Origin of the sequence: Brachybacterium paraconglomeratum (assembly GCF_039541415.1) — a bacterium.
In the GTDB taxonomy this organism is placed as follows: Bacteria; Actinomycetota; Actinomycetes; order Actinomycetales; family Dermabacteraceae; genus Brachybacterium; species Brachybacterium paraconglomeratum_A.
In genome coordinates, this window is the sequence record NZ_BAABGE010000007.1 from 540,352 (window position 1) to 556,196 (window position 15,845).

The 15,845-nt window shown below is 71.4% G+C and carries 9 protein-coding genes; 7 read left to right on the forward strand and 2 right to left on the reverse strand.

Features of this window, described 5'->3' with window-relative positions; translation table 11 throughout:
- The first annotated feature begins 9 nt into the window (after nt 1–9).
- The 3 genes from ABD893_RS11740 to ABD893_RS11750 are packed head-to-tail and all read left to right on the forward strand — an operon-like array spanning nt 10 to nt 6,053.
- The gene (locus tag ABD893_RS11740) at nt 10–837 is read left to right on the forward strand and encodes a serine/threonine-protein kinase (RefSeq protein WP_345080130.1); all 828 of its coding nucleotides are present in this window, start codon (nt 10–12) and stop codon (nt 835–837) included.
- On the forward strand, nt 837–2,615 hold the full coding sequence (locus ABD893_RS11745; protein WP_345080133.1) for a DNA polymerase Y family protein: 1,779 nt from the start codon (nt 837–839) through the stop codon (nt 2,613–2,615). Before ABD893_RS11740 ends, ABD893_RS11745 begins: the two co-directional genes overlap by 1 nt.
- 12 nt (nt 2,616–2,627) lie before the next feature.
- The gene (locus ABD893_RS11750) at nt 2,628–6,053 is read left to right on the forward strand and encodes an error-prone DNA polymerase (RefSeq protein WP_345080136.1); all 3,426 of its coding nucleotides are present in this window, start codon (nt 2,628–2,630) and stop codon (nt 6,051–6,053) included.
- Between the two features lie 26 nt (nt 6,054–6,079).
- Here the strand turns inward: ABD893_RS11750 and ABD893_RS11755 are convergent, their stop codons facing one another.
- Both ABD893_RS11755 and ABD893_RS11760 read right to left on the reverse strand, forming a co-directional pair.
- On the reverse strand, nt 6,080–8,791 hold the full coding sequence (locus ABD893_RS11755) for a YhgE/Pip family protein (protein WP_345080139.1): 2,712 nt from the start codon (nt 8,789–8,791) through the stop codon (nt 6,080–6,082).
- On the reverse strand, nt 8,788–11,607 hold the full coding sequence (locus ABD893_RS11760) for an MMPL family transporter (RefSeq protein ID WP_345080142.1): 2,820 nt from the start codon (nt 11,605–11,607) through the stop codon (nt 8,788–8,790). The genes ABD893_RS11755 and ABD893_RS11760 overlap by 4 nt, the downstream gene beginning before the upstream one ends.
- Nucleotides 11,608–11,794: 187 nt before the next feature.
- Here ABD893_RS11760 and ABD893_RS11765 point away from each other — a divergent pair, with 187 nt between their 5' ends.
- The 4 genes from ABD893_RS11765 (at nt 11,795) to ABD893_RS11780 (ending at nt 15,833) form a co-directional block, all read left to right on the forward strand.
- Nucleotides 11,795–12,460: a TetR/AcrR family transcriptional regulator gene (locus tag ABD893_RS11765; protein WP_345080145.1), complete on the forward strand. Its 666-nt coding sequence runs from the start codon at nt 11,795–11,797 to the stop codon at nt 12,458–12,460.
- 180 nt (nt 12,461–12,640) lie between these two features.
- Nucleotides 12,641–13,441 carry a GH25 family lysozyme gene (locus tag ABD893_RS11770; protein ID WP_345080148.1) on the forward strand — a complete coding sequence of 267 codons (801 nt, stop codon included), beginning with the start codon at nt 12,641–12,643 and terminating at the stop codon, nt 13,439–13,441.
- Between the two features lie 103 nt (nt 13,442–13,544).
- A complete protein-coding gene (locus ABD893_RS11775) occupies nt 13,545–14,312 on the forward strand; it encodes a queuosine precursor transporter (RefSeq protein ID WP_345080151.1) in 768 nt (255 codons plus the stop codon).
- Between the two features lie 108 nt (nt 14,313–14,420).
- A complete protein-coding gene (locus tag ABD893_RS11780) occupies nt 14,421–15,833 on the forward strand; it encodes a multidrug effflux MFS transporter (RefSeq protein ID WP_345080154.1) in 1,413 nt (470 codons plus the stop codon).
- Nucleotides 15,834–15,845 lie beyond the last annotated feature (12 nt).

Sequence of the window (15,845 nt, forward strand, 5' to 3'; positions counted from 1 at the left end):
GGAATCACGATGGGCACAGCCCTCCAGGTAGAAGATCGCGAGCAGCGCCTGTCTCGGGCTCGGGCCGCGTTGGGTGCGGCTGAGCGCTCTGCCGCGCGCTGGGGCGGGAGGATCGATCGGACCGCTCTGCAGTCGTCGGCGCCCTCCGTGTCAGACCCCGGCGCGGGACCTGTCGCAGGACCAGGCGCAGAGTCCGCCGATGACGGCCTCGGCGCCCGCCTGCCGGTCCCCGGACCGCTCGCCACGCTGTTCCCGCGCGGCAGTCTGCGCGCCGGCAGCTCCGTGGCGATCCAGGGCGCCGCGACCACCTCGCTGCTGCTGTCCCTCGCGGTCGCTGCGGCGGGGGAGGACTCCTGGTGCGCGATCGCCGGCATGTCCGACCTGGGCCTGCGCTCCGCTCTGGACGCCGGCCTGGATCCTTGCCGCCTCGCGCTCGCCCCGGCCGACGGGGACCAGCGCCCCCAGGTGCTCTCCGCCCTGGCCGACGGCGTGGGCGTGCTGGTGCTGGGGCCTGACCTGGACCTCGCCCCCGGGCTCTGGCGCAGCCTGCTGAACCGGGCCCGCACCGCCGACACCCTGGTCCTCGCCGCCACCCCGCCCGGCCGCGCCGACCTCACCCTCCGCGCCGTCACCCAGGGCTGGGCAGGGCTCGGGACCGGCTCGGGCCGGCTGCGCAGGCGCCGCCTCGAGATCACCGCCGATGGGCGCGGGATCGCCGGGCACCGCACCACCGAGGTGCTGCTGCCCCAGGTGCGAGGCATGATCGCCGACGCCCCGCAGGTTCGAGAGGTCCGAGAGCCGATGCGCCTGCTGCGACCGGTGCGGAGGGCCAGCTGATGAGCGCGACGGATACGCCTGCCAAGCTCCCCACCTCGGGATCGCCCGCCGCGACCCGCACCGTCGCTGTCACCGTCCCGGACTGGCCGCTGCTGGCGGCGCTGGACCGCCACCAGCGCCGCAGCGAGAACGAGGTAGAGGCTGCGGAAGCGGCAGGGAAAGAGACAGTGGCGGGGCAGACCCCGCCGTCGCTCGACCTCGCCACCGCCCCGGTGATCCTGCTGGACCAGCACCGCGTCACCCACGCCGGGGCCGCAGCCCAGGCGGCCGGAGTCATGCCCGGCATGAAGCGTCGCGCCGCCCGCGCCGCCTGCCCCGAGGCGCTCGTGCTGGAGGCCGACAGGGAGCACGAATCCGCCCTGTTCGAGCTGGTCGCCGCCGCGGTGGACACGATCGCCGCCGGGGTCGACGTGCTGCGTCCCGGGGTGCTGCTGATGTCCGCCCGCGGCCCCGCCCGCCACCGGGGCGGCGAAGGGCCCCTCGCGGAGCAGATCCTCGACGCGGTCGCCGAGCTCACCGGATGGGACTGCACCGTCGGGATCGCCGACGGCCCGTTCGCTGCGCTGCTCGCCTCCCCGCGGGGGCGGATCGTGCGCGAGGGTCGCAGTGCCGACTATCTCGCCCCGCATCCGATCCAGGCCCTCGGCAGCGCGCCCGTCGGCCCCGGCTGGGGACATCGCGGTCAGCCCTCGGCCACCCGCCCGGAACGCAGGCTGGACCTCGCCGAGACCGTCGACCTGCTGCAGCGGCTCGGCATCACCACTCTTGGGGATCTCGCCGCGCTCCCGTCGGCCGCCGTCGCCGACCGCTTCGGGCCCGACGTCGCGACCCTGCACCTGCTGGCCCGCGGCGAGGAGCCCACCCCGCCCGCGGCGCATCATCCCACCCAGCCGATCCTCGCCGAGACCACGCTGGAGACCCCGCTGGTGCGCACCGACCAGGCGGCCTTCATCGCCCGCCCGCTGGCCGAGCAGCTGCACGCGATGCTGGTCGCGAACGGCCTGGTGTGCACCCGGCTGCGGATCGTGGCCCGCACCGAGGGCGGAGAGGAGATGGAGCGCACCTGGCGGCACGACGGGGCGCTGACCGTCGCCGATGTCGTGGACCGCATCCGATGGCAGTGCGACGGCTGGATCACCCGCGCCCGGCTGGGCGGCCCCGCGACCGGCGCGATCACCCGGATCGGCCTGCATCCGCTGCAGCTCGCCCCGGCCGGGGAGAACGCTCCCGCCCTGTGGGGCAGCGCCGGGGAAGCGGCCCAGCGAGCCTCCCGCGCCCTCGCCCGCGCCCAGGGCCTGGCGGGGGAGGACGCGGTGCAGGTCCCCGCCCTCGCCGGCGGGCGGCTGCTCGCCGAGGAGGTGACGCTGGTGCCCTGGCGCAGCGAGAAGCCCACCCGCCGCGACGGCCCCTGGCCGGGCTCCTTGCCACGCCCGGTGCCCGCCACCGTGTTCCGCCAACCGCCCTCGGTGCGCCTCGAGGACGCCTCGGGTCGACCCGTCGTGGTCACCGCCCGCGGACTGCTGAGCGCCCCACCTGCCCAGCTGCTGGTCACCGCGCCCGGTGCCCCGGCCCTGCAGCGGGCGGGGCTGCGCGCCGGCTCCGGCTATCCGGTGCTCGGCCACGGTGCCCCCACCGTGATCGACGAGCGCTGGTGGGCGCAGGACGGCCATCGCGCCGCCCGCCTGCAGCTGGTGGTTCGCGGCGCAAGCGCCGAGGAGACCGCCGTGCTGGCGCTGTCCCGCACGGGGGAGTGGATGCTGGAGGGGTTGTATGACTAGGGAGAATCGCTGATGGCCCGCTGGTTCCTGGGCCCGCCCGCGTGGAAGGACCTCGAGGCGGTCCTCTCGGACCGTCCGGCGGAGCTGGTCTCCCCGCCGGTCGTCATCGAGCACACCGGGAAGGTCTCCGATGACGCGTATCGGCCCGCGCGCACCGTCGACTACGCGGAGCTGCATGCCCACTCCCACTTCAGCTTCCTCGACGGCGCATCGAGCCCCGCAGACATGGCCGCGCAGGCCGCCCGGCTCGGGCTCGGCGCGCTCACCCTGGTCGACCATGACGGGCTGCCCGGTGCGGTGCGCTTCGCCAAAGCCGCCGCGGAGGCGGGGATCGCCACCGTCTTCGGGGCCGAGCTGACCCTGGGCCTCGAACCCGGGGCGGAGGCCGCGAGCGCCACCCCGGTCATCTCCGCGCCCCGCACCGGTGTCCCGGACCCGGAGGGCGAGCACCTGCTGGTGCTGGTGCGCGACACGGACGGCTACCGGCAGCTCTCCGCCGCGATCGCCCACGCCCACCTCGACAGCGGGCAGAAGGCCGCCCCCCGCTACCGGCTCGCGGAGCTGTCCCGGCTCGCCCACGAGGGGCACTGGCAGATCCTCACCGGCTGCCGCAAAGGCTCCGTGACCCGCGCCGCGGCCCCGCATCTGGAGAGCGGCGACCTCGAGGCGGCAGCCCACGCCGCGGCCGACGCGATCACGCGCCTGGTGGAGCTGTTCGGCCCCGGCAACGTCGCCGTCGAGCTGATCGCCGGCGGCGGGGGAGAGGCCGACGAGCTGCACGATGCCCTCGCCCAGGGTGCACGCCTGGTGCGTGAGAGCCACGGGCTGGATGAGGTCTCCCTGCCGCTGGTCGCGACCACCAACGCCCACTACGCCCGCCCGGCGGACAAACGCCTGGCGGACACCCACGCCGCCCTCCGCGCCGGGGTGCCGCTCGCCCAGGCCGATCCCTACCTCTCCTCCCGCCCGGCGCACCTGCGCAGCGGTGAGGAGATGGCCCAGCTGCTGCCCCGCTATCCCGGGGCGATCGCGCAGGCCGCGCGGCTGGGCCGGGACTGCGCCCTGGACCTGCGGCTGCTGGCCCCGGACCTGCCGCCCTTCCCGGTGCCGTCGGGGCATGACGAGGCCAGCTGGCTGGTGGAGCTGGTGGAGATCGAGGGGCAGGAGCGCTACGGCCCCCGGCCGACGGCGGAGCGTCCCGAGCAGATCCCGGGGGCGTGGGCGCAGATCGACCATGAGCTGAAGGTCATCATCGACCTGCACTTCCCCGGCTACTTCCTGATCGTCCACGAGATCGTGGACTTCTGCGCCGGGGAGGGGATCCTCGCCCAGGGGCGCGGCTCTGCCGCCAACAGCGCGGTCTGCTACGCGCTGGGGATCACCGCGGTCGAACCCGTCGGCCACCACCTGCTGTTCGAACGCTTCCTGGCGCCGGAGCGGGACGGCCCGCCGGACATCGACATCGACATCGCCTCCGATCGCCGGGAGGAGGTGATCCAGCACGTCTACGACCGCTACGGCCGGGAGAACGCCGCGCAGGTCGCCAACGTCATCACCTACCGGGCCCGGCTCGCGGTGCGGGACGCCGCCCGGGCGCTCGGCTACGACCCCGGCGCGCAGGACGCCTTCGCCAAGCGGATCGAGCGCTCCTTCTCCTCGCTGGCCGATGCCGACATCCCCGCCGACGTCATCGAGCTCGCCCACCAGCTGCGCGACGCCCCGCGGCACCTGGGCATCCACTCCGGCGGGATGGTGCTCGCGGACCGGCCGGTGATCGAGGTGTGCCCGGTGCAGTGGGCCGCGATGGAGAACCGCTCCGTGCTGCAGTGGGACAAGGAGGACTGCGCCGACGCGGGCCTGGTCAAGTTCGACCTGCTGGGCCTGGGGATGCTCACCGCGCTGGATCATGCGCTGCAGATCGTCGCCGAGCACCACGGCCAGCATTTCGAGCTGCGCACCCTGCCCCAGGAGGACGAGGCGGTCTACGACATGCTGTGCGAGGGGGACAGCGTGGGAGTGTTCCAGGTGGAGTCCCGCGCCCAGATCTCCACCCTGCCGCGGCTGAAGCCGCGGGTGTTCTATGACCTGGTGGTGGAGGTCGCGCTGATCCGGCCCGGCCCCATCCAGGGCGGCTCCGTGCACCCCTATATCCGGCGCCGGAACAAGGAGGAGGAGGTCACCTTCCTCCACCCGCGGCTGGAGAAGTCCCTGGGCCGCACGCTCGGAATCCCGCTGTTCCAGGAGCAGCTGATGCAGATGGTGGTCGACGTCGCGGACTTCAGCCCCGCCCAGGCCGATCAGCTGCGCCGGGCGATGGGCTCCAAACGCTCCACCCAGAAGATGCTCGAGCTCTCCGACGCACTGTTCGAGGGGATGGCGAAGCACGGCATCGTGGGGGAGGAGGCCGACGGAGTCCACCGCAAGCTGCTCGCCTTCGCGAACTACGGCTTCCCCGAGTCCCACGCCTACTCCTTCGCCTATCTCGTCTACGCGAGCTCGTACCTGAAGTGCCACTACCCGGCCGCGTTCACCGCGGCGCTGCTGCGCTCCCAGCCGATGGGCTTCTACTCCCCGCAGTCGCTGGTCGCGGACGCCCGCCGCCACGGCGTGCTCACCCGAGGGCCCGATGTGCTGCGAAGCCGCGCCCGCACGGATCTGGAGACCGACGAGGAGCACCACAGCTACCGGGTGGATCCGCCGCGGGAGCAGGTCCAGGGAGAGAGCGCAGCGGCCGGTCCGGCGATCCGGCTGGGCCTGGATCAGGTGCGCGGGATCAGCACCGAGACTGCGGAGGCGATCACGGGGGAGCGGGAACGCGGCGGGGCCTTCGTCTCGGTCCCGGATCTGGCCCGCCGGGTGCGGCTGACCGCCCGGCAGCTCGAAGCGCTGGCCACCGCCGGGGCGCTGGACGCGCTGGCGAGCTCGCGCCGGCAGGCGCTGTGGGCCGCGGGCGCCGCCGCCCAGGAGTCCCCGGGCACCCTGCCGCATCTCGCCATCGGTGCGCAGGCACCGATGCTGCCGGGGATGAGCGATGCCGAGCTCGCCACCGCCGACGCCTGGGCCACCGGCATCACCCTGGATGATCACCCGATGGCGCTGCTGCGGGAGGAGCTGACGGCCGACGGGGTGCTGTCGATCGCCGGCCTGGGCGAGGTGGAGGACTCCACCCGGATCCGGGTCGCCGGGGTGATCACCCACCGCCAGCGCCCCGCCACCGCCGGGAACGTCACCTTCCTCAGCCTCGAGGACGAGACCGGGATCCTCAACGTGGTCTGCTCCCAGGGGTTCTGGGTGCGGCACCGGGCCGTGCTGCGCACCGCCCGCGCGATCACGCTGCGCGGCATCGTGGAGAACCGCACCGGCGCGGTGAACCTCGTCGCCGACGACGTGGCGCCCCTGGACCTGGCCGCGGCGGGCAGGTCCAGGGACTTCCAGTGAGCAGGGACTTCCAGTGACAGCCCTCGTCAGGCCGCCGCCGGGACCGCCCTGCCGCCCACCCGCACGGAGCGGCGGGCGAAGCGGGCCCGGCGCGAGGCCACCAGGGTCAGCAGCAATGAGACCGCCGCCCAGGCGAGGATCGCGAGCAGCGTGCTCGAGGTGCTCACCAGCGACCCGCCGAGCGCCGCATGGACCAGGCCCTGGGTGACGATCGACAGCGGCATCAGCGAGCCGATCGACTGCAGCAGCTCCGGCGCGGTCTGCACCGGCACGATCCCCACCAGCGTCACCACCTGCAGCACCATCAGCACGATCGAGGAGATCCGGCCGATGCGGTCGCCCAGCAGCGTCAGCAGCATCTGGTGCAGCGCCGCGAACATGACCGCCCCGGCGAAGGCCACCAGGCCCACCGACAGCGGGGACACCGGGGAGATGCCGATGGCGGTGAGGACCGCGAGCACCGCGATGGTCTGCACCACCGCGATCAGCAGTGCCGGTGCCAGCGAACGCAGCACCACCCGCCGCATCGGCAGCGCCCGGTCCAGCAGGCTGCGCCGCAGAGCGGGCAGCAGCAGGAAGGTGCCGAAGGCGCCCAGCCACAGGGCGAGCGCAGTGACGAAGGGGAAGGTGGCGGTATCCGCCCCGTTCGCCTCGTTCTGCCGCTCCACCTCGGTGCCGACGGGAGCGGCGGCCATCTCACCCATCCGGGTGCGCTCGGTCTCGGAGTAGGACGGCACCGCGTCGGCGCCCTCTCGCAGACCGCCGGCCAGCTCCTCGGTGCCTTCGGCGAGACCGGTGGTGCCCTCGGCCAGCTCCTCGGTGCCCTCGGCGAGCTCCCCGGTGCCGTCCGCCAGTTCCTGATTGCCCTGCGCCAGCTGCTGCGCTCCGGTGCCGAGGGCGGTCGCACCCTCGGCCAGCTGATCGGTGCCCTCGGCGAGGGTCCCGGCGCCGTCGGCGCTGGCGCGAGCGCCGGTGGCGAGCTGTGAGGCGCCCTCGGCGAGCTGGTCGACGCCGTCGGCGTACTGGACCAGTCCGTCATGCAGGCCGCTGACTCCGCTGACCAGTTCGCCCGAGCCGTCGGCACTGGTACGCGCGCCGGTGGCGAGCTGCTGGGCGGAGGCGGTGAGGCCGGGGTTCTGGGCGGTGCCGTCCCCGTCGAACGCACTCCCGATGCCCTGGGCGTAGGTCAGCACACCCTCGGTGCCCTGGACCAGGCCCGGCTGCTCCTCCGTGCCGTTGATGCCGTCGGCGATCTGCTGGACGGGGTCCACAGCGGCCGTCGCGCCATCGCCCACGCCCTGCGCGGTGGCGGTCAGGCCGGGGTTCTCGGCGGTGCCGTCGCCGCTGACGATGGTGTCGAGGCCGCCGGCGGCCTCGCCCACTCCGGTGACATAGCCGGTCATGCCGCCCGCCTGCTGGCACAGGCCCTGGGCCTCAGGGTCATCGGGATAGCGCTCGGCGAGGGTGCACGCGGACTCCTGCAGGGAGCCGGACAGCGCAGTCATGCCCGGATTCTCGGCGGTGCCGTCACCGTCCACGAGCCCGGTGAGTCCACCGGCGACCTCTCCTGCGGAGTCGGCGTAGGCGACCACGCCCTGGGCTCCCTGGGCGAGGCCGGGCTGCTCGGGGGTGCCGGCGAGTCCGTCGGCCGCCTGCTGGGCGCCCTCGCCGAGCTGCGCGGTGCCCTCCGCGACACCCTGCGCGGTGGGGACCAGGCCGGGGTTCTCGGCGGTGCCGTCGCCCGAGATCGCGGTGCCGGTCTGGGAGACTCCGCCTGCGAACTGCTCGAGGCCGGTGGCGAGCTGGTCCGCGCCCGCCTCGAGTCCCGGGTTCTCGGCGGTGCCATCGCCCTCCACGCCAGCGGCGAGCAGGGAGGCACCATCGAGCAGGCCCGGCTGGCCGTCGGTGCCGTTCATGCCGTTCTGCAGTCCGAGGACACCGTTGGAGAGCTCCTCGCTGCCGGTGGCCAGCTCATCGAGTCCATCGGCGAGCGTGCGTGTCCCGTCGGCCGCCTGCCAGGTGCCGTCGGCGAAGGTCCATACTCCGCCGGAGAACTCGTGTGCGCCCTCGGCCGCCTTCTCGCTGCCGTCGGCGAGGGTGCGGGTGCCCTCGGCGAGCTCCTGGGTGCCGTCGTCCAGACCGTTCGTGCCCTCGGAGAGCTCTTCCGCACCGTCGGCCGCGTCGCCGAAGCCCCTGCCGAGGTCGTTGAAGCCGAGGTAGAGGCCGTCGAGATACTGCCGCGCCATCTGCCCGCCCATGGTGGAGGCGGAGGCCTCGGCGACCGCCGTGCCCACCAGGGCATTGATCTGGCCGCTGGCATCGTTGGTCGTGACCTCGAGGATCGCCTGGGTGGCCTCGGGGGTGCCGATCGTCGCCAGATCCTGGGAGAAGTTCTTCGGGATCACGACCACGGCCGAGTAGGTGCCGTCCTGCAGGCCCTGCTCAGCGTCTTCCTGCGTGGTGAGCTGCCAGTCGAAGCCGGTGGTGTCCGGGGTGTCCTGCCCCTCGACGGTGCCGGGCTGGGTCAGCGCGCCGGTCAGCAGCCGGCCGAAGGGGACGGTCTGGACCTCGCCGTCGGCGTCCTGGATCTCGGCGCCCGCATCGAGGTTCACGACCGCGGCCGGCACCGTGTCCAGGCGGTCCACCCGCCCGCTGAGCGCCCACATGCCCAGCGCCGCCACCAGCAGCGGCAGCACCAGGACGACGATCAGGGTGCGGGGATGCGTCAGGCGGTTCATGCGAGGGCTCCTTCGGGAGAGGAAGCGGTGTCCGGGGACGATGCGGTGTCCGGGGACGATGCGGTGTCCAGGGACGATGCGGTGGAGCGTTGGACGGACAGGGCGAGCAGCCGGCGGGGGTCACGCAGACTCCCCAGCAGATGGCGTTCGGCGTCGACGGGGTGATCGGTGCGAGAGCCGACGATCACCGTGGCGCCCTTCTCCAGCAGCGCATCGAGGCGCTCGATGAGGGTGTCGTCGCTGACGCTCGCGGCATGGGCGAGGTCCTCGATCTGCTCGATGACGATCACCGCTCGGGCGATGCCGTGGCTGTCGATCTCGGCCAGCCGGGACGCGACCGGTGCGCCGGCGCCGATCCAGTGGGTACGGCCCTGGATCGCCGCGAGGTCATCGGGGGCCAGGCGGTCGTGGACGGCGAGGATGCCGGAGGTGGGGGTGTGGCGACCTGCGGCGAGCGCGAGGAAGGTCGCGCGGGCGGCATCGTCGGGAGCACGCACCACCAGCAGGGTGCCCGGGGCGGTGGAGCCGGTGAGCGGCCCCACGGTGCCGGAGGCACCGAGCAGCGGGGCGACGACCTGATCCAGACGCAGCGCGTGCTCGCCGTGCTCCTCGGTCCAGCGGCGATGCTCGAGCACCGCAGCGAGCCCCTCACCCTCCACATCGACGGTGGGCAGCGCCCGGGACAGCCAGCCGGGCAGCCACCAGGCGTGCTTGCCCAGCAGCGCGAGCACCGCGGGCACGAAGGTCATCCGCACCACGAAGGCGTCGACCAGCACACCCACGGCGAGCGCGACGGCGATCGGCTGCAGCATGAACCAGCCGGAGGTCACGAAGCCGGCGAACACGGCGACCATGATCAGCGCCGCGGCGGTGACCACCGGGGCGTTGGCGGTGAAGCCGCGTTCGATCGCGCCGCGGGCGTCGCCGGTGTGCACGAACTCCTCGCGCATGCGGGAGACCAGGAACACCTCGTAGTCCATGGCCAGGCCGAACAGCACCCCCATCACCATGATCGGCATGAAGGAGACGACAGGGCCGTTGACGTGCACGAAGAGCGGTTCGTTGAACCAGCCGTACTCGAACACCATCGAGGTCACGCCGAAGGCCGCGGCGACCGAGAACAGGTAGCCGACGGAGGCTTTGAGGGGCACCCAGATCGAGCGGAACACCATGCCCAGCAGGATCAGGGAGAGGCCGACGACGAACAGGGCGAAGGGCAGCAGAGCGTCGGAGAGCTTGTCGGTGACGTCGATGCCCACGGCGGTCGCGCCGGTGACGGTGACGTCGGAGATCGACAGCTCGTCCTCCCAGCCGTCGGCGCTGCCGCGCAGCTCGGCGACCAGGTCCTTGGTGGACTGGTCGGTGGGCCCGCCTTCGGGGACCACGATCACCACGGCCATGTCGGCGCCCTGGTTGGGGGTCGCCATCTGGATCTCCTTGACGTGGTCGAGGGAGGCGATGTCGCTCTCGAGCTCGTCGACCACACCGAGGGGATCGGTGGTGTTGATGATGTCGGCGGTGACCAGCAGGGGACCGTTGTAGCCGGGGCCGAACTCCTCGGCGACCAGGTCGTAGGTGTCGCGGGCGGAGGTGCCCTGCGGCTCGGTGCCGAGATCCGGCAGCGCCAGCTCGAGGTCCTTGATCGGGATCGCGAGGGCGCCGACGCCGATGATCACCACCAGGATCGTGAGCGCGGGCACCTTGGTCACCAGGCGCACCCAGGTGCGGCTGAGGCTGCGGCGGGGGCGGGCTACGGGGTCCGGGGCCGGCAGCGTGCCTCCATGCTCGGCCATCATCCGGCGGATCTTCCGAGGACGCAGCCGTTCGCCGAGGATCCCCATCATCGCCGGGAGCATGGTCAGCGCGACGACCACGGACAGGGCGACGGTCGCCGCTGCGGCGACACCCATCACCGTGAGGAAGGGGATGCCGGTGATGAACAGACCCACCAGCGCGATGATCACGGTCATGCCGGCGAAGATCACGGCACTTCCCGAGGTGGCCAGCGACTTGCCGATCGACTCGTGGACGTCGTCGCCCTGGCTGAGCTGGTCACGGTGGCGCGAGAGGATGAACAGGGCGTAGTCGATGCCGACGGCGAGCCCGAGCATCGCGCCGAGCGCGGTGGTCACCGAGGGGATCTCGACCCCGGCCGAGAGCGCGACCAGGGCGAGCATCGAGACGCCGACGCCGACGATCGCGGTGATGATCGGGATCACTGCAGGGATCAGGGAGCGGAAGACGATCGCGAGGATCAGCAGTGCGACGAGCACGCCGATCACCTCTCCGGCGCCGAAGGGGATCTCCGCGCTCTGGAGCACCTGCCCGCCGATATGGGTCTGGAGCGAGGGGGTCTGCGCCTCATCCACCAGCTGCGTGATCTCGGCGATGGAATCTGCCGGGTACTCCCCGTCGTACGGCGCCATCTGGAACTGCGCGATGATCGCCGAATCGTCGTCGGTGCGGGTGCCGGGGGAGAGGTCGTCGAAGGGGGAGGGGGCGGCCGCGACGCCATCGACATCGGCGATCTCTCCCATCAGCGCTTCGATCTCGTCCTGATGCTCATCGACCGGGACGCCGTCCGGGGTCACGAGCACCACCTGGCCGGCGGTGCCGCCCAGCTCCGGGAACCGCTGAGCGAGTGCATCGATGCCGCGCTGGCCCTCGGTGCCGGGGATCTCGATGTCGGTGGCGAAGGTGCCGCCGAGACCCACGGCGAGGCCACCCACGATGAGCAGCAGCGCGATCCAGGCACCGACGATCTTCCAGCGCAGGGAGGCCATCAGACGACCGAGGCGGTACAGGGACGAGGACACGCGACCTCCAGGACGGGCACGAGGAGAGGGAGACGTCGGATCGCTCCACTGGAGACGCCCACGCATTCGATACACGAACGTATCGGTGCGATACTATCGGCTGGCCTTCACCGACATCAACGCCCCTGAGCATCGATGGAGTGAGAGTCATCCCACCCGCCTGACCTACCGCATCCCCTGAGGAGCCATGAGCGATCTGTTCGAGCCGCTGCCCGAATCGGCCGGCACTCGGCGCCGCGAGAACACCCGCGCCAAACTCGTGCGGGCTTCGCTCGAGGTCTTCGTCGAGAAGGGCGTCGATGGCGCGACAGTCGATGATCTCGCCAAGGCAGCCGGGTTCACACGGGGAGCCTTCTACTCGAACTTCTCCACCAAGGAGGAGGTCTTCACCGGACTGTTCGACGAGGTGACCGCAGAGCTCATCGGCATCGCGCACAGCGCGGTGGAGGCCGCGGTCATGCAGGGCGTGCCTCACGGAGCTGGGACGGTCCCCGATCTCGACGACGCCGGCGTGATGCTCGCAGTGTTCGAGGGGATCCGGCCCTTCGGTCGCCAGTGGTATCTGCTCTACTCCGATGCGATCGCGCGCTCTCTGCGTGACGAGCAGATGCGGGTCGCCCTCGCTGTGCAGCTCGAACGGCTGCGGGATGAGATCGGGACCATGCTCACGGTGCGGCTGGAAGCTTCCGAGGCCCGCGCCCTGCTGGCGCCGGAAGATCTTGCTCAGCTGCTGATCGGCATCTTCATCGACCTCATGCTGCGTGAGCACCTGGAGCAGCGGGACGTCACCGAGCTCGCCGCCACCACCATTCTGGGCACGCTGCAGGCCTTCATAGCGCCGCGCGCGGACTGAGCGCCGCGCGCGGGCGAGACACCCTTTTCACAGGGATCTGCCCGATTCGCCGTGACACGCCGGTTTCAGCTGGTGCGAGTTCCGTGAGCGAGCGGTTCCGCGTACGGTGACAGCGGTGTGACGGTCGTCGCACCGACCTTTCCTGCTTCCCCAAGCTTCCCCGCTTCCCCAGGAGACGCCATGTCGTCCTATCGACCCCGCCATCTCACCTCTCCGCCCGTGCCCACCGAGCCCGTCGGCACCTCGCGCCGATCTGTTCTGCGCGGGGGAGTCCTCGGCGCCGCCGCCCTCAGCACCGGAGCGGCCGCGCTGGCGGCCCCGGCAGCGAATGCGGCAGGCATCTACGGCCAGGACGTCTCCGGCTGGCAGGGGGAGGTCGACTGGGCCGCGCAGGCCGAGCTCGGCTCCCGCTTCGCCTATGTGAAAGCGACCGAGGGACGCAGCTACCGCAGTCCGGCCTTCAACCACCAGTACACCGGCGCCGGAAACGCAGGACTCGTGCGCGGCGGCTATCACTTCGCACGCCCCGACTCTGGAGGCCCGGAGGAGCAGGCGGACTTCTTCCTCAACAACGGCGGCGGCTGGAGCGGAGACGGCATCACCCTGCCGGGCATGGTCGACTTCGAGGCCTATCACGGCCTGCCCCGTGACTACGGGCTCTCCCCGCAGGAGATGCGCGAGTGGATCGCGGGCTTCTCGAACCACTACCGCGAGCAGACGGGACGCCGCCCGGCGCTGTACACGAACCTGCACTGGTGGAACGACGTGGTGGGGGACTGGACCCCGAAGAACTCGCCGCTGTTCCTCGCCTCCTACAGTTCCTCGCGCCCGAGCACTCTCCCGGGCCGCTGGTGGGGTTGGGAGATGTGGCAGTACTCGGACTCCGGCCCCTTCGCCGGAGACTCGAATCTCTGGCATGGCAGCGAGGAGCAGTTCGGGCGCTTCGTGGGCGAGTACGACTACGGCGCCGACGGCATCTGAGCCGACGGCAACTGAGCCGACGGCAACTGAGCGATACGTCGCACCGGCCGGGCCGGGCCCTGACCTCATGGTCCAGGCCCGGCCCGCTGTGTAACCTGCCCCGGTGAACACTGAACAGCACCCCACACCCACCGCCCCCCAGCCTGGAAGCCCGGCCGGCGCCGTCTACGCCGACCGGGGCAGCTCTCACTTCGACATACTCCTCGCCGCCATGGTCACCGTGGTCGTGCTCTCAGGGATCGGTGCTGCCAAAGGCGTCAGCTTCGGACACTTCCCCGGCACCGGCTTCGAGATCATCACCGATGGTGGCTTCTTCCTCTTCCCGCTCGCCTATGTGCTCGGCGACATCATCACCGAGCTGTACGGCGCCCGCAGTGCCCGCCGCGCGATCATCACGTCCTTCGCCGTGAGCATCCTGGCCTCGATCAGCTATCAGGTGATCATCGCGCTACCTCCCTTCCCCGACGAATACGGTCTGGCCAAGCAGGCAGCCCTCGAGCTCGCCCTCGGTCCGGTCTGGATCGTGGTCCTCGCCGGACTCGCAGGCTTCCTCGCCGGGCAGAGCCTGAACTCCTTCGTGGTCACCCGCATGAAGCAGCGGATGGGGGAGCGAGGCCTGATCGCCCGGCTGTTCACCTCCAGCGGCCTCGGCGAGCTGGTGGACACGATAATCTTCTGCTCGATCGCCTCGGTGGCCATCGGCATCACCACGGTCGAGCAGTGGGCCGAGTACACGATTCTGGGCTTCGTCTACAAGGTCGCGGTCCAGTACGCGATGATCCCGGTGACCTCCGCCGTGATCCGCTGGATGAAGCGCACCGACAGGAGCTACCAGCGCCAGCTGGCCGAGCTGCGGGAGCCCGCCGCCTGACCGGGGCTGTACGCAGAGCAAGCGCTTGCATAGGATGGGCGGATCGAGCCGGGCGGGATCCCTGTGATCCTCCTGGCTCGACGTCTGCCCGCCTGAAAGGAACACCCCGTGGCTTCCGCCGCTGACGACATCCCCCGCGAGGACGCTCGCGAAGAGCCGACCACCTCCACCGGCTCCCTCCCCACCCAGACCGGTTCCCTTCCGACGATCACCGGGGCGATCCCCACCATCACCGGCGCGATCCCCGTCCTCGAGGACACGGCCGACCACGACCTCGCCCAGCTCCCCAGCGAGGAGGAGCTCAGCCGCACCCGCAGCAAGGTCACCGCGATAGTGATCGTGGTCCTCACCACGCTCAGCGCCATCGGTCCCCTCGCGACCGATATGTACATCCCCGCCTTCCCGGACGTCGCAGACGAGCTCTCGACCACCGCCTCCCGGATGCAGCTGACCATCACCGCCTTCTTCCTCGGCACCGCGACCGGTCAGGTGGTGGCCGGACCGCTCTCGGACCGGATGGGCCGACGCATTCCGCTGCTGATCGGCATCATCCTGTGCCTGGTCGCCTCGATCGGCTGCGCCTATGCGGACACCGTCGAGCTCCTGCTGGTGCTGCGGGTGCTGCAGGGGATCGGTGGCGGCTTCGGCATGGTGCTCGGCCGCGCCGTGCTGATCGACATGACCGACGGGCCCGAGCTGTTCCGCATCATGAACATCATGCAGGGCGTGGGCGGCGTCGCTCCGATCGTCGCGCCGCTGCTGGGCGGCCTCATCCTCGTCGTCGGCCAGTGGCGCGAGATCTTCCTGGTCATCGCCGCCATGTCGCTGATCTCGCTGATCGGGGTGATCTTCCTGATCCCGGAGTCGCTCCCGGTCTCCCGCCGCCATTCGGGTGGTTTCCGCACGTTCCTGAGGAATGTCCGGACTCTGCTCCGTCGGCGGATCTTCGTCGCCTACATGCTGGTCAACGCGTTCTCGGCCTTCGCGCTGATGGCCTACGTATCGGCGTCGTCCTTCGTGGTGCAGGAGATGCTCGGCTTCACCTCGACCGAATATTCGGTGAGCTTCGCGATCAACTCGATGGGGATGATGGCGCTCTCGCTGCTCTCGGCTCGGCTCACCCGCACCATCCATCCGCGCAAGCTCATCAGGGTGGGCCTGATCGTCGTCTCGCTGGCCAGTTTCGCGCTGCTGATCGGAAGCCTGTTCCTGGATACCCCGGCATGGATCGTGCTGCCGGCGTTCTTCTTCACCGTCGCACCCCAGGGCATGATCTTCGGCAACGGCGGTGCGCTCGCCTCGGACCAGGCACGTGAGTTCGCGGGCACCGGCTCGGCGATGCTGGGCCTCGGCTTCTCGTTCTCGGCCTCCATCGCTGCGCCGCTGGTGGGCATCGCGGGAACGCATTCCTCGCTCCCGATGGCGATCGTCATGGTCGTGGGATGCATGATCTCGGGGACCTTCTTCGTGCTCGCAGGCCGGGGGAGCGGCGCCACCGGCCAGCTTCCGGGAACGGTCTGAGACTGCTTCCAG

Excerpts from the sequence above, each read along its gene's own strand:
- ABD893_RS11765 (WP_345080145.1), top strand. The coding sequence starts at position 11,795 with ATGAGCGATCTGTTCGAGCCGCTGCCCGAATCGGCCGGCACTCGGCGC.
- ABD893_RS11740 (WP_345080130.1), top strand. The coding sequence starts at position 10 with ATGGGCACAGCCCTCCAGGTAGAAGATCGCGAGCAGCGCCTGTCTCGG.
- ABD893_RS11770 (WP_345080148.1), top strand. The coding sequence starts at position 12,641 with ATGTCGTCCTATCGACCCCGCCATCTCACCTCTCCGCCCGTGCCCACC.
- ABD893_RS11745 (WP_345080133.1), top strand. The coding sequence starts at position 837 with ATGAGCGCGACGGATACGCCTGCCAAGCTCCCCACCTCGGGATCGCCC.
- ABD893_RS11755 (WP_345080139.1), bottom strand. The coding sequence starts at position 8,791 with ATGAACCGCCTGACGCATCCCCGCACCCTGATCGTCGTCCTGGTGCTG.
- ABD893_RS11750 (WP_345080136.1), top strand. The coding sequence starts at position 2,628 with ATGGCCCGCTGGTTCCTGGGCCCGCCCGCGTGGAAGGACCTCGAGGCG.